This is a genomic window from Mycobacterium sp. TY814 (assembly GCF_030755175.1).
Lineage (GTDB): Bacteria > Actinomycetota > Actinomycetes > Mycobacteriales > Mycobacteriaceae > Mycobacterium.
Window position 1 is genome coordinate 1,104,531 of record NZ_JAUFRY010000002.1, and the last position, 15,294, is coordinate 1,119,824.

The window sequence follows — 15,294 nt, forward strand, 5'->3', positions numbered from 1 at the left end:
AGAATGGAGAGTCGCTACCGCGCTGCTTTGAATACATGACGTCTGAGTATCTGCTGGTCGGTTCTCACGCCGCCGCTCAGGGGGAAACGTCTTGCTCCGGCCTGTGTCTATGTCCGGACTGGGCGTTGAAAGCGAAATTGCGCGAAGTTACCTGCCGGGAGCCTTTTCGGTACGACCGCACCAATCGGTCGCAGAGTCTGTCGCCTGGCTTGCTGCTATGTCGAGGCAAAAGCCGCCGGTCAGAATCGCATGATGGCGGGTCAACAGGGTCCTTTCGGATTGGCCACCTGCCGTTATCGATGCCAGTCGAATCTGAATATGTGGTGTACAGACTGGGCTGGGTAAATTGACCCATTGTGATGTATTCATGGGCATCAAAGCGCAGGTTGGAGTACCTATCTTCGATTCTTGAACGCAAACGAAGAGGCCGTCCGAGTTGAACAAAATAAAATGAATTTTTCTCGCATCATTTCCCAGTTCATCGAGTAAAGTGCCGACTCGATTGAGAATGTGCTCAGCTTTGAGCTGAGCCTGGCGAAGGGAAACTCCCGATGACCTCTTTCGTGTTGGCCTTACCCGCAGACATCAGCGCGGCATCTGCTGATCTGACCCGCGTCATGACGACGATCGGGCAGGCCAAAGCGGCGGCGGCCAGCTCGACAACGCAGATCGCCGCTGCCGCACAAGATGAGGTGTCGGCGGCGGTCGCGAACCTGTTCGGCGAATTCGGTCAGGAGTTCCAGGCTCTCAGTGCGCAGGCGACGTTGTTTCACGAGCGATTCGCGGCAGCGGTGAGCTCTGCGGGGCTGGCCTACGCGGGCGCCGAGGCCGCCGCGGCATCGCCGCTGCAGACGTTCGAAGACGTTATTTTGGGTGTGATCAACGCGCCGACCAACGCTTTGTTGGGGCGTCCGCTCATCGGCAAGGGCGCAAATGGTGCGCCGGGTCAGCCCGGTGGCGCCGGGGGCCTGCTGTACGGAGACGGCGGCAATGGAGGTTCCGGTGCCGCGCCGGGGCAGGCTGGCGGGGCCGGCGGGGCTGCGGGCCTGTTCGGTAACGGTGGTGCCGGTGGGGCCGGTGGTACCGGCGCCAGCGGGGGAGCAGGCGGCTCCGCGCTGCTCTTCGGCAATGGTGGTGCAGGTGGTGCCGGTGGCGTCGGGCCGGGTGGCGGCTCCGGCGGGGTCGGCGGCAGCGGGGGCGCCGGCGGGTACCTGGGCGGTTTCGGTGGAGCCGGTGGTGTCGGCGGCGCTGGCGGCGCAGGCACCGGCCCTACGGGTGCCGGGGGTACCGGCGGAGTGGGCGGCGCTGGTGGTGCCGGCCGGACACTGATCGGTTGGGGCGGCGGTGCGGGCGGCGCGGGTGGCGTAGGCGGCGGGGGCGCGTTGGGCAATGCAACGACCGGCTTGGCCGGTGGCGTCGGTGGTGCGGGGGGTCAGGGTGGCGCCGGTGGCAGTGAATTCGGATTGTTCAGCACCGCCGGCGCGGGCGGCGCGGGCGGCAACGGTGGTCTGGGCGGCGACGGCCTTGCCGGAGTCAACGGTGCCGCATTCGGAATACCGGGCGGCGTTGGTGGCAACGGCGGAGCCGGTGGTGACGCCGGCCTGGGTGGTGCGGGCGGGTCCGCCGTTCTGGGATCCGCTGGGGCGGCAGGCTTGGCGGGTGTCGGTGGGAACGGGGGTCATGGCGGCGGCGGTGGCGCCGGCGGTACGACCGCCACGGGTGTCGCGCTGGATGGCGGTAGAGGTGGTGACGGCGGTGCGGGCGGTGCGGGCCGGATCGGCGGTACCGGCGGCGACGCCGGTGACGGTGGTGCCGGGGCGGCCGGCCAGAACAGCGGTGTGAAACCTTTCGGTGGCACCGGTGGCGACGGCGGAGTCGGTGGCAAGGGGGGCAACGCATTTGCAGGCGGAACAGGCGGTACGGGCGGTCACGGCGGCGCCGGTGGCCAGGGCGGGGCCGGCGGTGACGCGAGCCCGGCCATCGTTACCACGTTCAGCGGCGACGGCGGTGATGGCGGTAACGGCGGGGCCGGAGGTGCCGGCGGCGGCACACCTAACGGCGGGACAAACGGCACTGGCGGCATCGGCGGGAGTGGCGGTAACGGCGGCAGGGGTGGCGACAATTACGACCCGACGATCTCCATCGTCGCCGGGGGCGGTGGTGGCGGAGGTGCTGGGGGCATAGGCGGTAGTGCCGGCACGGGTACCGGTGGTGGCGGCAGCAGCGGTCTGGGCGGTGGCGGCGGCACCGGCGGCACCGGCGGTTCAGCGCTTGTCAGCCTCCTCGGCAATACGAGCTTTGCCGCCGGCGGCGCCGGAGGCACCGGCGGTAGCGGAACCCTGACATCTGCCGGGACCGGTGGCGGCGGTGGCGGTGGTGGTGTGACTCAAGGCACCGGGAGTATGACGGCCGGTGGTGGCGGCGGTGGCGGCACTGGCGGCATCGCCGGCAATGGCGGAGAAGGCGGCAATGTTCAAACGGCAACCAAGACGTATGTCGGCGGCGTCGGCGGAACTGGCGGAAACGGCGTTGGTGGCGGTGGCGGGAGCGGTGCGTACTCCTCCACGTTCAACAGCAATGGTGGCCTTCCGGGCAAGGATGGATCGGTCGGCGGGGCAGGCGGCCTCCCCGCTGGCCCACCCCAAAACCCCGGCGGCAACGGCGCCACAGCCGGTAACGGAGGTAGCGGCGGCGGAACGGTTTCCGCCCTCGGGGGCAAAGGACACGATGGACGATCGTGATCAAAGTCTGTCGATTTTCCGCGGCAAACGGTGCGCCGTATCTGATGCTGCTCGGCGCCCGGTAATCGGCCGCTAACCTGCGTCTTGTGTCGGCTCTGGCAGCATATGGTGCCATGTGCCCAACTCGCCGCGACAAGTTCGCGCGCACGCTGCTGATCTGGACCGCGCTGGCCTCCGTGGTGCTGGTCCTGACGGGTTGTGTGCGCGTCGTCGCCGGCAAGGCGCACATGTCCGAGCCGCGGCTGGGCCAGCCCGTGGTGTGGACGCCGTGCCGCAGCTCGAATCCGAACGCGAAGATTCCCGGCCACGCCATGTGCGGCAAGCTCGCCGTACCCGTCGATTACGACCACCCCGACGGTGACGTGGCGTCGCTGGCGTTGATCCGGTTTCCGGCCAGCGGCGAGAAGATCGGCTCGCTGGTCATCAACCCCGGCGGTCCCGGCGAATCCGGAATCGAGGCCGCGCTGGGCGTCTTCCAGAGCCTGCCCAAGCGGGTGCACGAACGGTTCGACCTGGTCGGCTTCGACCCGCGCGGCGTGTCCAGCTCGCGCCCGGCGATCTGGTGCAACTCCGACGCCGACAACGACCGGTTGCGGGCCGAACCCCAGGTCGACTACAGCCAGGCCGGGGTGGCCCGCATGGAAAACGAGACCAAGCAGTTCGTGCAGCGCTGCGTCGACAAGATGGGCAAGAACTTTCTGGCCAATGTGGGAACCGTCAACGTCGCCAAGGACCTCGACGCCATCCGCAAGGCGCTGGGCGACGCGAAACTGAGCTACCTCGGTTACTCGTACGGGACCCGCATCGGGTCGGCCTACGCCGAGGCCTTCCCGCAGAACGTGCGGTCCATGATCCTCGACGGTGCGGTCGACCCCAACGCCGACCCGATCGAAGCAGACCTGCGGCAGGCCAAGGGATTTCAGGACGCGTTCAACGACTATGCCGCCGACTGCGCCAAAGACTCGAGCTGCCCGCTGGGCAACGACCCGAACAAGGCCGTCGAGGTCTACCACAACCTGGTCGACCCGCTGGTCGACCCGGACAACCTGGCGGTGAGCCGCCCGGCGAAGACCAAGGATCCGCGCGGACTGAGCTACAGCGATGCCATCGTCGGCACCATCATGGCGCTGTACTCGCCGAACCTGTGGCATCACCTCACCGACGGTCTTAAGGAGCTGGCCGACGAACAACGCGGCGACACGATGCTCGCGCTGGCCGACATGTACATGCGCCGCGATTCCAAGGGGCACTACAACAACTCCACCGATGCCCGCGTGGCGATCAACTGCGTTGACCAGCCACCGATCACCGATCGCGCCAAGGTCATCGACGAAGACCGCCGGTCCCGGGAGCTGGCACCGTTCATGAGCTACGGCAAGTTCACCGGCGACGCGCCGCTGGGCACCTGCGCGTTCTGGCCGGTGCCGCCGACCAGTCGGCCGCACGCCGTCTCCGCACCCGGCCTGGCTCCGACGATCGTCGTATCGACCACCCACGACCCCGCCACGCCGTACCAGGCCGGCGTCGACCTGGCCTCCCAGTTGAAGGGTTCGCTGTTGACCTACAACGGAACCCAGCACACGGTGGTGTTCCAGGGCGAGAACTGCGTCGACGACTACATCACGTCCTATCTGATCAACGGCACCACACCACCCAGTGGCGCGACCTGCTGACCTGTCCACTGTGACGTCTGCGACGACCCGTCGGCGTGTCCGGTCGCGAAATTCACAGTCAGCGCAAGGCGCTGGGAGATCGACACCCGGCCAGACGCGCCGTCCCCTGCGACACCCGGCGCGACGCGCCGTCCGTATCGATTAGTGACCAAGGCGTAATTGTTCCGCGTCCAACCGGCCTATTTGAAGTGAGACGATTTCCGCCATGTTGCGCCTGAGACTGGTGAGCTCGGCGCTGTTGTCGTCCGGACTGGTTCTTCTGCAGTCGTCGGCACTCCCGCTCGCCGCAGCGACCCCCGAACCCGACACCGGCACCGGTCAGGCCCAGGTCCCCGCGGCCGCCACGACCCCGCAACAGAGTTGGGGTCCCTGCAACGCATTCGTCGGCGACACCGCAGACATCCCCACCGCGCGCTGCACGACAGTGTCGGTTCCCGTCGATTACGACAAACCCACTGGGGCACAGGCGAAGTTGGCCGTGATCCGCGTCCCGGCGACCGGTCAGCGGATCGGCTCCCTGTTGGTCAACCCCGGCGGACCCGGAGCCTCGGCCGTCGACATGGTGGTGGGCATGGCGCCCGATCTCAAGAACTCCGAGATCAGCCAGCACTTCGACCTGGTGGGATTCGACCCACGCGGAGTGGGTCATTCGACACCGGCATTGCGCTGCCGCTCGGACGTGGAGTTCGACGCCTACCGGCGCGACCCGATGGTCGACTACAGCCCGACCGGGGTGGCCCACATCGAGCAGGTGTACCGCGAGCTGGCCCAGCACTGTGCCGAACGGATGGGACTGCCGTTCCTGGCCAACACCGGCACCGCGTCGGCCGCGCGCGACATGGACATGGTGCGGCAGGCGCTCGGCGACGAGCAGATCAACTACCTCGGCTACAGCTACGGCACTGAGCTGGGAACCGCCTATATCGAGCGGTTCGCGCCCCATGTGCGGGCCATGGTGCTCGACGGTGCCATCGACCCGACGATCAACCCCATCGACGAGACGGTCAACCAGATGGCCGGATTCCAAACGGCTTTCAACGATTACGCGGCCGACTGCGCCAAATCGACGGCCTGCCCGCTGGGCACGGATCCGGCTCAGTGGGTCACCCGCTACCACGCCCTGATCGATCCGCTGGCGACCCGGCTGGGCAAGACGTCCGATCCGCGCGGCCTGAGCTACGCAGACGCCACCACCGGCACCATCAACGCGCTCTACACGCCCCAGCACTGGAAGTACCTGACCAGCGGCCTTTTGGGACTGCAGCGCGGAACCGACGCGGGTGACCTGCTGTTGCTGGCCGACGACTACAACGGCCGTGACAAACAGGGTCACTACGACAACGGTCAGGATGCGTTCAACGCGATTCGATGTGTCGACGCGCCGACGCCGACAGATCCCGCGTCCTGGGTTTCAGCGGATCAACGCATCCGTCAGGTGGCTCCCTTCCTGAGCTATGGCCAATTCACCGGCGCCGCCCCGCGTGACATCTGCGCGCTGTGGCCGGTGCCGGCGACCTCGGCCCCGCATGCCGCGTCGCCGGCCCCGCCCGGCAAGGTCGTCGTGGTCTCCACCACCCACGATCCGGCCACTCCCTACCAGGCGGGCGTGGATCTGGCCCGGCAGCTGGGCGGCTCGCTGATCTCTTTCGACGGGACCCAGCACACCGTGGTCTTTGACGGCAACCAGTGTGTGGACAGCGTGATCGTGCGTTACTTCCTGGATTTGACGCTGCCGCCGCCGAACCTTCGCTGTCAGGCCTGAGTATCCGCAACGTGTCTGGCGTGGCATCGGTAACACGGATTTAACAGAGCGTGCCTAGTGTGCGGGTATGGATCGGCAGAAGGAATTCGTCCTGCGCACACTGGAAGAGCGCGACATCCGTTTCGTGCGGCTGTGGTTCACGGATGTGCTCGGATTCCTCAAGTCGGTCGCGATAGCGCCGGCTGAACTCGAGGGCGCATTCGAGGAAGGCATCGGCTTCGACGGGTCCTCCATCGAGGGCTTCGCACGCGTCTCGGAGTCCGACACCGTCGCGCACCCGGATCCCTCCACGTTCCAGGTGCTGCCCTGGGCCACCCGGACCGGCCACCATCACTCCGCGCGGATGTTCTGCGACATCACCATGCCCGACGGGTCGCCGTCGTGGGCCGACCCGCGCCACGTGCTGCGCCGTCAACTGCAGAAGGCCAACGACCTCGGCTTCTCCTGCTACGTGCACCCCGAAATCGAGTTCTTCTTGCTCAAGCCGGGCGCCGAGGACGGCACCGAACCCGTTCCGATCGACAACGCCGGGTATTTCGACCAGGCCGTGCACGAGTCGGCATCCAAGTTCCGTCGCCATGCGATCGAGGCGCTGGAATTCATGGGCATCTCGGTGGAGTTCAGTCACCACGAGGGCGCGCCCGGTCAGCAGGAGATCGACCTGCGGTTCGCGGACGCGCTGTCGATGGCCGACAACGTGATGACCTTCCGGTACATCATGAAAGAGGTTGCGCTGGAAGAAGGTGTGCGGGCCACGTTCATGCCCAAACCGTTCGGCCAGCACGCGGGTTCTGCGATGCACACCCACATGAGCCTTTTCGAAGGCGACGTCAACGCTTTCCACAGTGACGACGATCCGCTGCAGTTGTCGGAGGTCGGCAAGTCGTTCATCGCCGGGATCCTCGAGCACGCCTCGGAGATCAGTGCCGTGACCAACCAGTGGGTGAACTCCTACAAGCGGCTGGTGCACGGCGGCGAGGCCCCCACCGCTGCGTCTTGGGGCGCGGCCAACCGCTCGGCGTTGGTGCGGGTACCGATGTACACGCCGCACAAGACGTCCTCCCGGCGGATCGAGGTGCGCAGCCCCGACTCCGCGTGCAACCCCTACCTGGCCTTCGCGGTGCTGCTGGCCGCCGGCCTGCGCGGGGTGGAGAAGGGCTACGTGCTGGGCCCGCAGGCCGAGGACAACGTCTGGGACCTCACGCCCGAGGAACGCCGCACCATGGGCTACCGCGAGTTGCCGTCCAGCCTGGACAACGCGCTGCGCGCCATGGAGGCGTCCGAACTGGTCGCGGAGGCGTTGGGAGAGCACGTCTTTGACTTCTTCCTGCGCAACAAGCGCAGCGAATGGGAGAACTACCGCAGCCACGTCACGCCGTTCGAGCTGCGCTCCTACCTGTCGCTGTAACCCGGGCGGCAATCACGCCGGAGCGGTTGCGCTACCGTCAGTATCGTGGGCGCCACTCCTTCTCATCGCTTCGCGATGCATCGTCGTCGGCGGGAGTCGTGACCAAGCCCGCGACGCAGCGACCCAAGTTGCCCAGCGTCGGCCGGCTCGGCTTGATGGATCCGCCCGCGGGCGACCGGCTGGCGCAGCTGGGTTGGGACAAACACGACGACCAGGCGCACGTCGATCTGCTCTGGGCGCTCTCGCGTGCCCCCGATGCCGACGCCGCACTGCGCGCCCTGGTCCGGCTGTCCGAGAACCCTGACACCGGCTGGGACGAGCTGAGCACTGCGCTGCTCACCGAGCGCAGCCTGCGCGGTCGGCTGTTCGCCGTGCTGGGTTCCTCGCTGGCGCTGGGTGACCATGTCATTGCCAACCCGCATTCCTGGAAGTTGCTGCGCGGCAAGGTCAAACTGCCCAGCCGCGAGAAGCTGAACCAGACCTTCCTGCGCTGCGTCGAGGAATGCTCGGGTGCGCCGGGCACGATCGTGCACCGGCTGCGCTCGGTGTACCGCGACCAGCTGCTGGTGCTCGCGGCACTCGACCTGGCCGCGACGGTCGAGGACGAGCCGGTGCTGCCGTTCGTCACCGTCGCCGCGCAGCTGGCCGACACCGCTGACGCCGCGCTGGCCGCGGCACTGCGGGTGGCCGAAGAGTCGGTGTGCGGCGACCGCACCCCACCCCGGCTGGCCGTCATCGCGATGGGTAAATGCGGTGCGCGCGAACTGAACTACGTCAGCGACGTAGACGTGATCTTCGTCGGGGAGCGCGCGGACGCGATCACCACCAGGGTGGCCAGCGAGATGATGCGGCTCGCGTCGTCGGCGTTCTTCGAGGTGGACGCCGCGCTGCGCCCTGAGGGGCGCCACGGGGAATTGGTCCGGACGGTCGAGTCGCACATCGCCTACTACCAGCGCTGGGCGAAGACCTGGGAGTTTCAGGCGCTGATGAAGGCGCGAGCCGCGGTCGGTGACGCCGAACTCGGCCGGCGCTACCTCGAAGCGCTGACGCCGATGGTGTGGACGGCGTGCGAGCGTGAGGATTTCGTCTCCGAGGTGCAGGCCATGCGGCGCCGGGTGGAGCAACTGGTGCCCGCCGACATCCGCGGCCGCGAACTGAAGCTCGGCAGCGGTGGCCTTCGTGATGTCGAGTTCGCCGCCCAGCTGCTGCAGCTGGTACACGGACGCGGCGACGAATCACTACATGTCGCGTCCACGGTGGACGCGCTGGCCGCGCTGGGCGAGGGGGGCTACATCGGCCGCGAGGACGCGGCGAACATGATCGCCTCCTACGAGTTCCTGCGGCTGCTCGAGCATCGGCTGCAGCTGCAACGGCTCAAGCGCACCCACCTGCTGCCCGAGCCCGGAGACGAGGAGGCGGTGCGCTGGCTGGCGCGCGCCGCGCACATCCGGCCCGACGGCCGCCACGACGCGGCCGGGGTGCTGCGCGAGGAACTCAAACACCAGAACGTCCGGGTGTCCCGGCTGCACTCCAAGCTGTTCTACCAGCCGCTGCTGGAGTCGATCGGCCACGCCGGGCTGGAGATCGTCGGTGGCCGCATGACGTCCGAGGCGGCGGAGCGTCAGCTGGCCGCGCTCGGTTACGAGGGCCCGCAAATTGCCCTGAAGCACATGTCGGCGTTGGTGAATCAGAGTGGGCGGCGCGGCCGGGTGCAATCCGTGCTGCTGCCGCGCCTGCTGGACTGGCTGTCCTATGCCCCAGATCCGGACACCGGGCTGCTGGCGTATCGGCGGCTCAGCGAGGCGCTGTCCTCGCAGAGCTGGTACCTGGCGACGTTGCGCGACAAGCCGACGGTGGGCAAGCGCCTCATGCATGTGCTGGGCACCTCCGCCTACGTGCCGGATCTGCTGATGCGCGCACCTGAGGTGATCCAGAACTACGGCGACCGGCCCTCTGGCCCGATGCTGCTCGAGGCCGAACCCGCCGCGGTGGCGCGGGCGCTGGTTGCCTCTGCGGGACGCCACGCCGACCCGGCCCGGGCCATCGCCGCCGCCCGCACCCTGCGCCGTCGGGAGCTCGCGCGCGTCGGCTCGGCGGACCTGCTGGGCATGCTCGAGGTCACCGACGTGTGCGCCGCGCTCACCTCGATCTGGGTGGCCGTGCTGCAGGCCGCGCTGGATGCGACGATCCGGGCCAATTTGCCCGAGGACGGCCGCGCCCCCGCGGTGATCGCGGTGATCGGGATGGGTCGCCTCGGTGGTGCCGAGTTGGGCTACGGCTCGGATGCCGATGTCATGTTTGTCTGCGAAACGGCCAACGGCGCCGCGGATTCGCACGCGATGAAATGGGCCAACTCGATCGCCGAGCAGGTCCGAAAGCAGTTGGGCCAGCCCAGCGTCGACCCGCCGCTGGAGGTCGATGCCAACCTGCGACCGGAGGGTCGCAACGGTCCGCTGGTCCGCACGCTGGCGTCCTACGAGGCCTATTACGCGCAGTGGGCGCAGCCGTGGGAGATTCAGGCGCTGCTGCGGGCCCACGCCGTGGCCGGTGACCTGGAACTGGGTCAGCGCTTCCTGCTGATGGTCGACAAGACGCGCTACCCGCCCGACGGCGTGTCGGCCGAGGCGGTGCACGAGATCCGCCGCATCAAGGCGCGCATCGAGTCCGAGCGGTTGCCGCGCGGCGCCGATCCCAACACCCACACGAAGCTGGGGCGCGGGGGACTGGCCGACATCGAATGGACGGTGCAGTTGCTGCAGCTCCGGCATGCGCACGAGATCCAGGCTCTGCACAACACGTCCACGCTGCAGTCCCTGGATGTCATCGCCGAATACGGTCTGGTCGACCAGGAAGAGGTCGAACTGTTGCGCCAGGCGTGGCTCACGGCGACGCGGGCCCGCAATGCCCTGGTACTGGTCCGCGGCAAGCCCACCGACCAGTTGCCCGGGCCGGGGCGTCAGCTCAATGCCGTCGCCGTGGCGGCGGGCTGGCACAACGACGACGGCGGCGAATTTTTGGACAACTATCTTCGGGTGACAAGGCGGGCAAAAGCCGTGGTGCGCAAGGTGTTCGGAAGTTGACCCAGGATGCCGGAGCGCTGGGCGCCCTGTTCGAGGTGCTGAGTGCGCCCGAAGCCGACCGAGTGACCGCCCTGTACGCACCGCTGGCCGACGCTGTCCGCGACCTCCTCGACGCCACCGTTCGCACCGAGGTCGACGCCGACACCGTCGCCCAGGCCCAGGCCGCGATCGAGGCGGTCACCCGGTCGCTGCGGCAACGCACCCGGCCCGTCGGGGTGAGCTACCGCGTCGACGGCCGTCCGCTGCCGTTGGGCAACGCCGTCGTCGGCGCATGCAACCCGATCGCGCCCCCGTTGGTGGTACACCACGACGGCGGCGGACGATGCTGGGCCGACTTCATGCTCGGCCAGGCCTACGAGGGGCCGCCGAAGCTGGTGCACGGCGGAGTCAGCGCCCTGGTGCTCGACCACATGCTCGGTGAGGCGGCCAGCGAGGGCCTCTCCAAGGCACGGTTCACCGGAACGATCACCGTGAAGTATCTGCGCGGCACGCCCTTGGGTCCGCTGCGCTCCGAAGCCTGGATAGACCGCAGGGAGGGCGTCAAAGTGTTTGCGCGCGGGTTCATTTCAGATGCCGAGGGAATCACCGTCGAATCCGAAGGCGTCTTCATCGAACCGGCATGGGCGCGCGACGGCGGGAATGGACAGTGAGGTTCTACGTCAGCAGCGCCTTCCTGAACACGCCCGACATCATCGAGATCGCCAAGGCCGCAGACGAACTCGGCTACGACGGGTTGGGCATACCCGATCACGTCGTCAACCTGGAGACACTGCAGACGCCCTACCCGTACACCAAAGACGGGTCGCGTCGCTGGCAGCCCTTCACCGACTGGCCCGACCCGTGGGTGCTCGTCGGTGCCCTCGCGCAGGTCACGACGCGGCTGAAGTTCGTCACCACGGTCTACATCCCAGCCATGCGCAATCCGTATTCAGCGGCGAAAGCCATTGGCACCGCGGCACTTCTGGCGTCGGGCCGGATCGAACTCGGAATCGGGGTGGGCTGGTGCCGCGAGGAGTTCGAGCTGATGGGGGAGCAGTTCGCGGCGCGCGGCAAGCGGACCGAGGAAATGATCGACCTGATGCGCGAGCTGTGGTCGCCGGGCTGGACCGAGTTCGACGGCACGTTCTACCACGCGCCGCGCCTGGAGATGCAGCCGACGCCACCCCCGATTCCGGTCTACGTCGGCGGGCTCAGCGACATCGCGTTGCGCCGCGCCGCCCGCTACGACGGGTGGATCGGGGACCTGATCAACACCGAACGTGCAATCGAGGCGGTGGACAAGCTGCGGAAGCTGCGCGCCGAAAACGGTTTGTCGATGGAGGGTTTCACCATCCTGACCCCGCTGACCGACGCGTTCACCGTCGAGCACTACCGGCGCGCCGAGGAAGCGGGCATCACCGGCATCATCACCATGCCGTGGATGTTCTACGCCGGCCCGGAAGCGACCCTGTCCGAGAAGATCGACGGGCTGCGGCGCTTTCGCGAGGACCTCGCGCTCGACGGCTGAGGCCGCCCGCGATACTCCCAATATGGCTTTCACGGTCGTTTTCGCCAACGGAGAAGCCCGTGACTACAGTGCCTTCGACACCTTCGAGGTGACCGACGCGGGCGTGCTGGTCATCTCGATGAAGCGCGAGGACATCAGCCGGCACTTCGTGGCCCCGGGCGCCTGGCTGGAGGTCGTGGAGGTGGTGGACGGAACCCCGGTGCGGATGTCCCGCGGCATCATCGCGCATCGCCCCAAATTCTGAGGCTCCCGGCGTCACTGCCGATACGCCGTCGCGACGGCCAGCCAGTCATCGGTGGCCAGCCGGCTCCTGTTCGCCGGGTCGTAGCGCCTCAGCAGCCCGGCGACACCCACGTGTTCGGTCGATCGGAATCCGTGGCGAGCGAGGAGAGCATCGAGACCGTCTTCGGTGAAGTCGGAGCGATAGGGCTCGCCGCGCCGGGCCACCAACCGGGTGATGCGGTTGGCGCCCGGCCACGGTGTGCGAGCCGAGACGACACCGTCGCGGAGGTAGTCGACGATCAATCGACTGCCGGGCGCGCAGAGCTTCTGCAGGTCGCTCAAAGTCGCGTCGATGGCCTCGGAGGTGAGATACATGCTGACACCGAGCCAGACGATCAGACTGGGCCGGACGGGGTCGAAGCCGGCCTCCAGCAGCCGCCGGTGTAGCACGTCGTGCTCGAAATCGCAGGATACCCAGACGGTTTGGGCACATGGGGCGAGCCGCTCGACCACCGGCCGTTTATGCGCCTGGGTGGCGGGTGCGTCGACCTCGAACACCGTCACCGCGGCGTCGGCGAGCCGCAAGCAGGAGGTGTCGAAACCCGCGCCGAGCAGCACCAACTGGTCGACGCCCGCGTCGACCGCAGCGGAGCAGGCGTCGTCGGCATAGCGCACCCGCAGCGCGATGTGGGCGTGCAGGCCGCCCCATACCCGGTCGAACACCCGAAGTGCGGCATCCGCGGTAACCGGGTGCGCCAGTGCGGCCCGCAACGCCGGATGCTCGACGAAGTGGCGGGACTGTGGGTCCTCGATCAGCCGGCGACTGGGTGGGCGCATGGATTCCGCGGCGCGCTGAGCCGCGTTGACCTGCGCCGTCAGGCTTGCCGTCCGGTCGAGACGTCGACGTGTTGCGGTGGGTGCCGTCATGTCTGCGACCTTACGAAAGAACCAGTTCATCGATAAGGTCCAATTCGATGTCTATTTCATGGACCAGTGAGCCCGGAGGGCTTGATCTCCACCTGGACCTGCCACCCGGCCGGGGCCGCCGGGTGGCACTGGAAAAAGCGCTGCGACAAGCGATCCGGGACGGTCGTCTGGCTCCCGGACAGTGGTTGCCGTCCTCGCGGGCGTTGGCGACGCAACTCGAGATCGCCCGCGGAACCGTCGTGGAGGTGTACTCGCAACTCGCGGCCGAGGGATACCTGCGGACCCGGCCGGGCGCGGCAACCGAAGTGGCACAGGGTTCGTTGGCGCCGGCCCGTGCCAGCGCCCAACCTGCCGCGCCGCGTGTCGTAGCTGATTTCCGGTTGGGCCGTCCGGATCTGAGTATGTTCCCGCGCGAGGAATGGCTGCGTGCGCTGCGGCGCGCTCTGCACGTCACCGCACACGCCGAACTCGGCCCGGGTGACCCGCGCGGGTCCGCGCGTCTGCGTGCGGTGCTGGCGGACTATCTGGGCCGGGTTCGGGGCGTGCTCACCAGCAGCGAGCAGATCGTGATCTGCAGTGGATTCACGCAGGGCTTACGGCTGGTATGCGACGCGCTGGCCTGCGGTGGTGCCCGATCGGTTGCGCTGGAGAACCCCTGTCTTCCCGACCACCGCGCGATCGCCGAGTCGGCCGGACTCACGGTCCATCCCCTCGATGTCGACGAAAGTGGCGCGAACCCCGACGGATGGCCGGTATCGGCGGCAGCGGCGGTGCTCACCCCGGCCCACCAGGCTCCGCTGGGGATGACGCTCGACGCCCGCCGGCGCACCGCGTTCACCCGGATCGCCGCGGAGCGCGGCGCATATCTCATCGAAGACGACTACGACGGTGAGTTCCGGTATGACCGCCACCCCGTCGGCGCACTGCAGGGCCTTGCCCCCGAACAGGTCGTCTACGCCGGAAGCGCCAGCAAGAGCCTGGCGCCGGGGCTGCGGCTGGGCTGGCTGGTGGTGCCCGGCGGGCTGGTCGAGGCGGTGACCGAAGCCAAGCGGCGGGCCGACCGAGGCACAGATGTGTTGGCGCAGTTGGCGCTGGCGGAGCTGATCGAGTCTGGCGCGCTGGACCGCCACGTGCGGCGCATGCGTCGCCGATACCGCGATCGCCGCGACGCGCTGGTGGAATGCCTGGCCGGCTGCGCACCCGAGATGGCGGTGCAGGGCATTTCCGCCGGACTACACGCCGTGATCTCGCTGCCGGCGGATCGCGCCGAGACCGCTGCGTTGCAGCTCGCACGCGGGCGCAACGTCGCACTGACGGGTCTGGCCCCGTTCTGGCACGGCGCCGGATCGCGTAGCGCAGGAATCGTGGTCGGCTACGGCACCCCGCCCGAGCACGAATATGCCGGCGCGCTCGACCATCTCGGTCAATTGATGCGGGCCGTCACTTCTTGTTGGTGACCTGACGCAGATGCGCAATCTCGTTGCCCCACACCGAGCGGGCGCCGGTGTCACCGACCCGGTAGATCTGGATCATCGACGCGATGCCCACCACCACCGCGAGCACTGAGACGACAGCTTTGGCGACCCGCCGTGGCTCGTCGGATCGGCGTTCGACCACGTGCAGCACGGCCAGCGCGATGGCGACGACCAGTAGGGCCACGGCGAAATAGACCATCCAGCTGCCGCGCTCCGCGTGTTGCTCCAGGATCGGGTCGGGGTTGCGGCGCAGATCGTAGAGCCACTCACCGGCCTCGACGGTGATCGGCGTCAACACCATGACGACGATCGACAGCGCCACATTGAGCCATACGATCTGCCCGCGGCGCACGGCCGGCCACAACGCGCAGAGCATCTCGAGCACCGCGGTCAGTGGCACCAGCACGACCAGGAAATGAACGAGCAGCACGTGCGCCGGCAACCCGCTGAATACGGTCATGGGGACTCCTGCCGTCGGGGTGTGGGTGGGCCTCCGATC

11 protein-coding genes are annotated in these 15,294 nt (G+C 68.0%); 9 read left to right on the forward strand and 2 right to left on the reverse strand.

The features are described from left to right. The first annotated feature begins 551 nt into the window (after nucleotides 1-551). From QXH22_RS18510 to QXH22_RS18545, 8 genes are all read left to right on the forward strand, one after another. Nucleotides 552-2,741 carry a PE family protein gene (locus tag QXH22_RS18510; protein WP_306276574.1) on the forward strand — a complete coding sequence of 730 codons (2,190 nt, stop codon included), beginning with the start codon at nucleotides 552-554 and terminating at the stop codon, nucleotides 2,739-2,741. Nucleotides 2,742-2,854: 113 nt separating this feature from the next. Next, a complete protein-coding gene (locus tag QXH22_RS18515) occupies nucleotides 2,855-4,414 on the forward strand; it encodes an alpha/beta hydrolase (protein WP_306239973.1) in 1,560 nt (519 codons plus the stop codon). Nucleotides 4,415-4,610: 196 nt separating this feature from the next. Further along, complete coding sequence (locus tag QXH22_RS18520) at nucleotides 4,611-6,176, forward strand: alpha/beta hydrolase (protein ID WP_306244108.1); 1,566 nt, start codon at nucleotides 4,611-4,613, stop codon at nucleotides 6,174-6,176. A 67-nt stretch (nucleotides 6,177-6,243) separates the two neighbouring features. Next, a complete protein-coding gene (locus QXH22_RS18525; RefSeq protein ID WP_306239974.1) occupies nucleotides 6,244-7,584 on the forward strand; it encodes a glutamine synthetase family protein in 1,341 nt (446 codons plus the stop codon). Nucleotides 7,585-7,739: 155 nt separating this feature from the next. Then, the gene (locus QXH22_RS18530; RefSeq protein WP_371934282.1) at nucleotides 7,740-10,664 is read left to right on the forward strand and encodes a bifunctional [glutamine synthetase] adenylyltransferase/[glutamine synthetase]-adenylyl-L-tyrosine phosphorylase; all 2,925 of its coding nucleotides are present in this window, start codon (nucleotides 7,740-7,742) and stop codon (nucleotides 10,662-10,664) included. Beyond that, complete coding sequence (locus QXH22_RS18535) at nucleotides 10,661-11,314, forward strand: PaaI family thioesterase (RefSeq protein ID WP_306276576.1); 654 nt, start codon at nucleotides 10,661-10,663, stop codon at nucleotides 11,312-11,314. The genes QXH22_RS18530 and QXH22_RS18535 overlap by 4 nt, the downstream gene beginning before the upstream one ends. After that, nucleotides 11,311-12,171 carry a TIGR03619 family F420-dependent LLM class oxidoreductase gene (locus QXH22_RS18540; protein WP_306239978.1) on the forward strand — a complete coding sequence of 287 codons (861 nt, stop codon included), beginning with the start codon at nucleotides 11,311-11,313 and terminating at the stop codon, nucleotides 12,169-12,171. Before QXH22_RS18535 ends, QXH22_RS18540 begins: the two co-directional genes overlap by 4 nt. 22 nt (nucleotides 12,172-12,193) lie before the next feature. Beyond that, nucleotides 12,194-12,415 (forward strand): hypothetical protein, encoded by a 222-nt coding sequence (locus tag QXH22_RS18545; protein WP_306239979.1) that lies wholly within the window; start codon nucleotides 12,194-12,196, stop codon nucleotides 12,413-12,415. 11 nt (nucleotides 12,416-12,426) lie between these two features. Here QXH22_RS18545 and QXH22_RS18550 read toward each other — a convergent pair whose 3' ends face one another. After that, entirely contained in the window at nucleotides 12,427-13,320 is an 894-nt protein-coding gene (locus QXH22_RS18550; RefSeq protein ID WP_306276578.1) for an SAM-dependent methyltransferase, read from the reverse strand. A gap of 47 nt (nucleotides 13,321-13,367) precedes the next feature. Here QXH22_RS18550 and QXH22_RS18555 point away from each other — a divergent pair, with 47 nt between their 5' ends. Further along, nucleotides 13,368-14,777 carry a PLP-dependent aminotransferase family protein gene (locus QXH22_RS18555; protein ID WP_306276579.1) on the forward strand — a complete coding sequence of 470 codons (1,410 nt, stop codon included), beginning with the start codon at nucleotides 13,368-13,370 and terminating at the stop codon, nucleotides 14,775-14,777. Here QXH22_RS18555 and QXH22_RS18560 read toward each other — a convergent pair. Further along, the gene (locus tag QXH22_RS18560; protein WP_306276580.1) at nucleotides 14,761-15,255 is read right to left on the reverse strand and encodes a DUF2231 domain-containing protein; all 495 of its coding nucleotides are present in this window, start codon (nucleotides 15,253-15,255) and stop codon (nucleotides 14,761-14,763) included. The two genes, QXH22_RS18555 and QXH22_RS18560, sit on opposite strands and share 17 nt — an antisense overlap. Nucleotides 15,256-15,294: the final 39 nt, after the last annotated feature.

Coding starts and splice junctions, on each gene's coding strand:
- QXH22_RS18510 (WP_306276574.1), top strand. CDS start 552: ATGACCTCTTTCGTGTTGGCCTTACCCGCAGACATCAGCGCGGCATCT.
- QXH22_RS18515 (WP_306239973.1), top strand. CDS start 2,855: ATGTGCCCAACTCGCCGCGACAAGTTCGCGCGCACGCTGCTGATCTGG.
- QXH22_RS18525 (WP_306239974.1), top strand. CDS start 6,244: ATGGATCGGCAGAAGGAATTCGTCCTGCGCACACTGGAAGAGCGCGAC.
- QXH22_RS18530 (WP_371934282.1), top strand. CDS start 7,740: ATGGATCCGCCCGCGGGCGACCGGCTGGCGCAGCTGGGTTGGGACAAA.
- QXH22_RS18545 (WP_306239979.1), top strand. CDS start 12,194: ATGGCTTTCACGGTCGTTTTCGCCAACGGAGAAGCCCGTGACTACAGT.
- QXH22_RS18550 (WP_306276578.1), bottom strand. CDS start 13,320: ATGACGGCACCCACCGCAACACGTCGACGTCTCGACCGGACGGCAAGC.
- QXH22_RS18555 (WP_306276579.1), top strand. CDS start 13,368: ATGTCTATTTCATGGACCAGTGAGCCCGGAGGGCTTGATCTCCACCTG.
- QXH22_RS18560 (WP_306276580.1), bottom strand. CDS start 15,255: ATGACCGTATTCAGCGGGTTGCCGGCGCACGTGCTGCTCGTTCATTTC.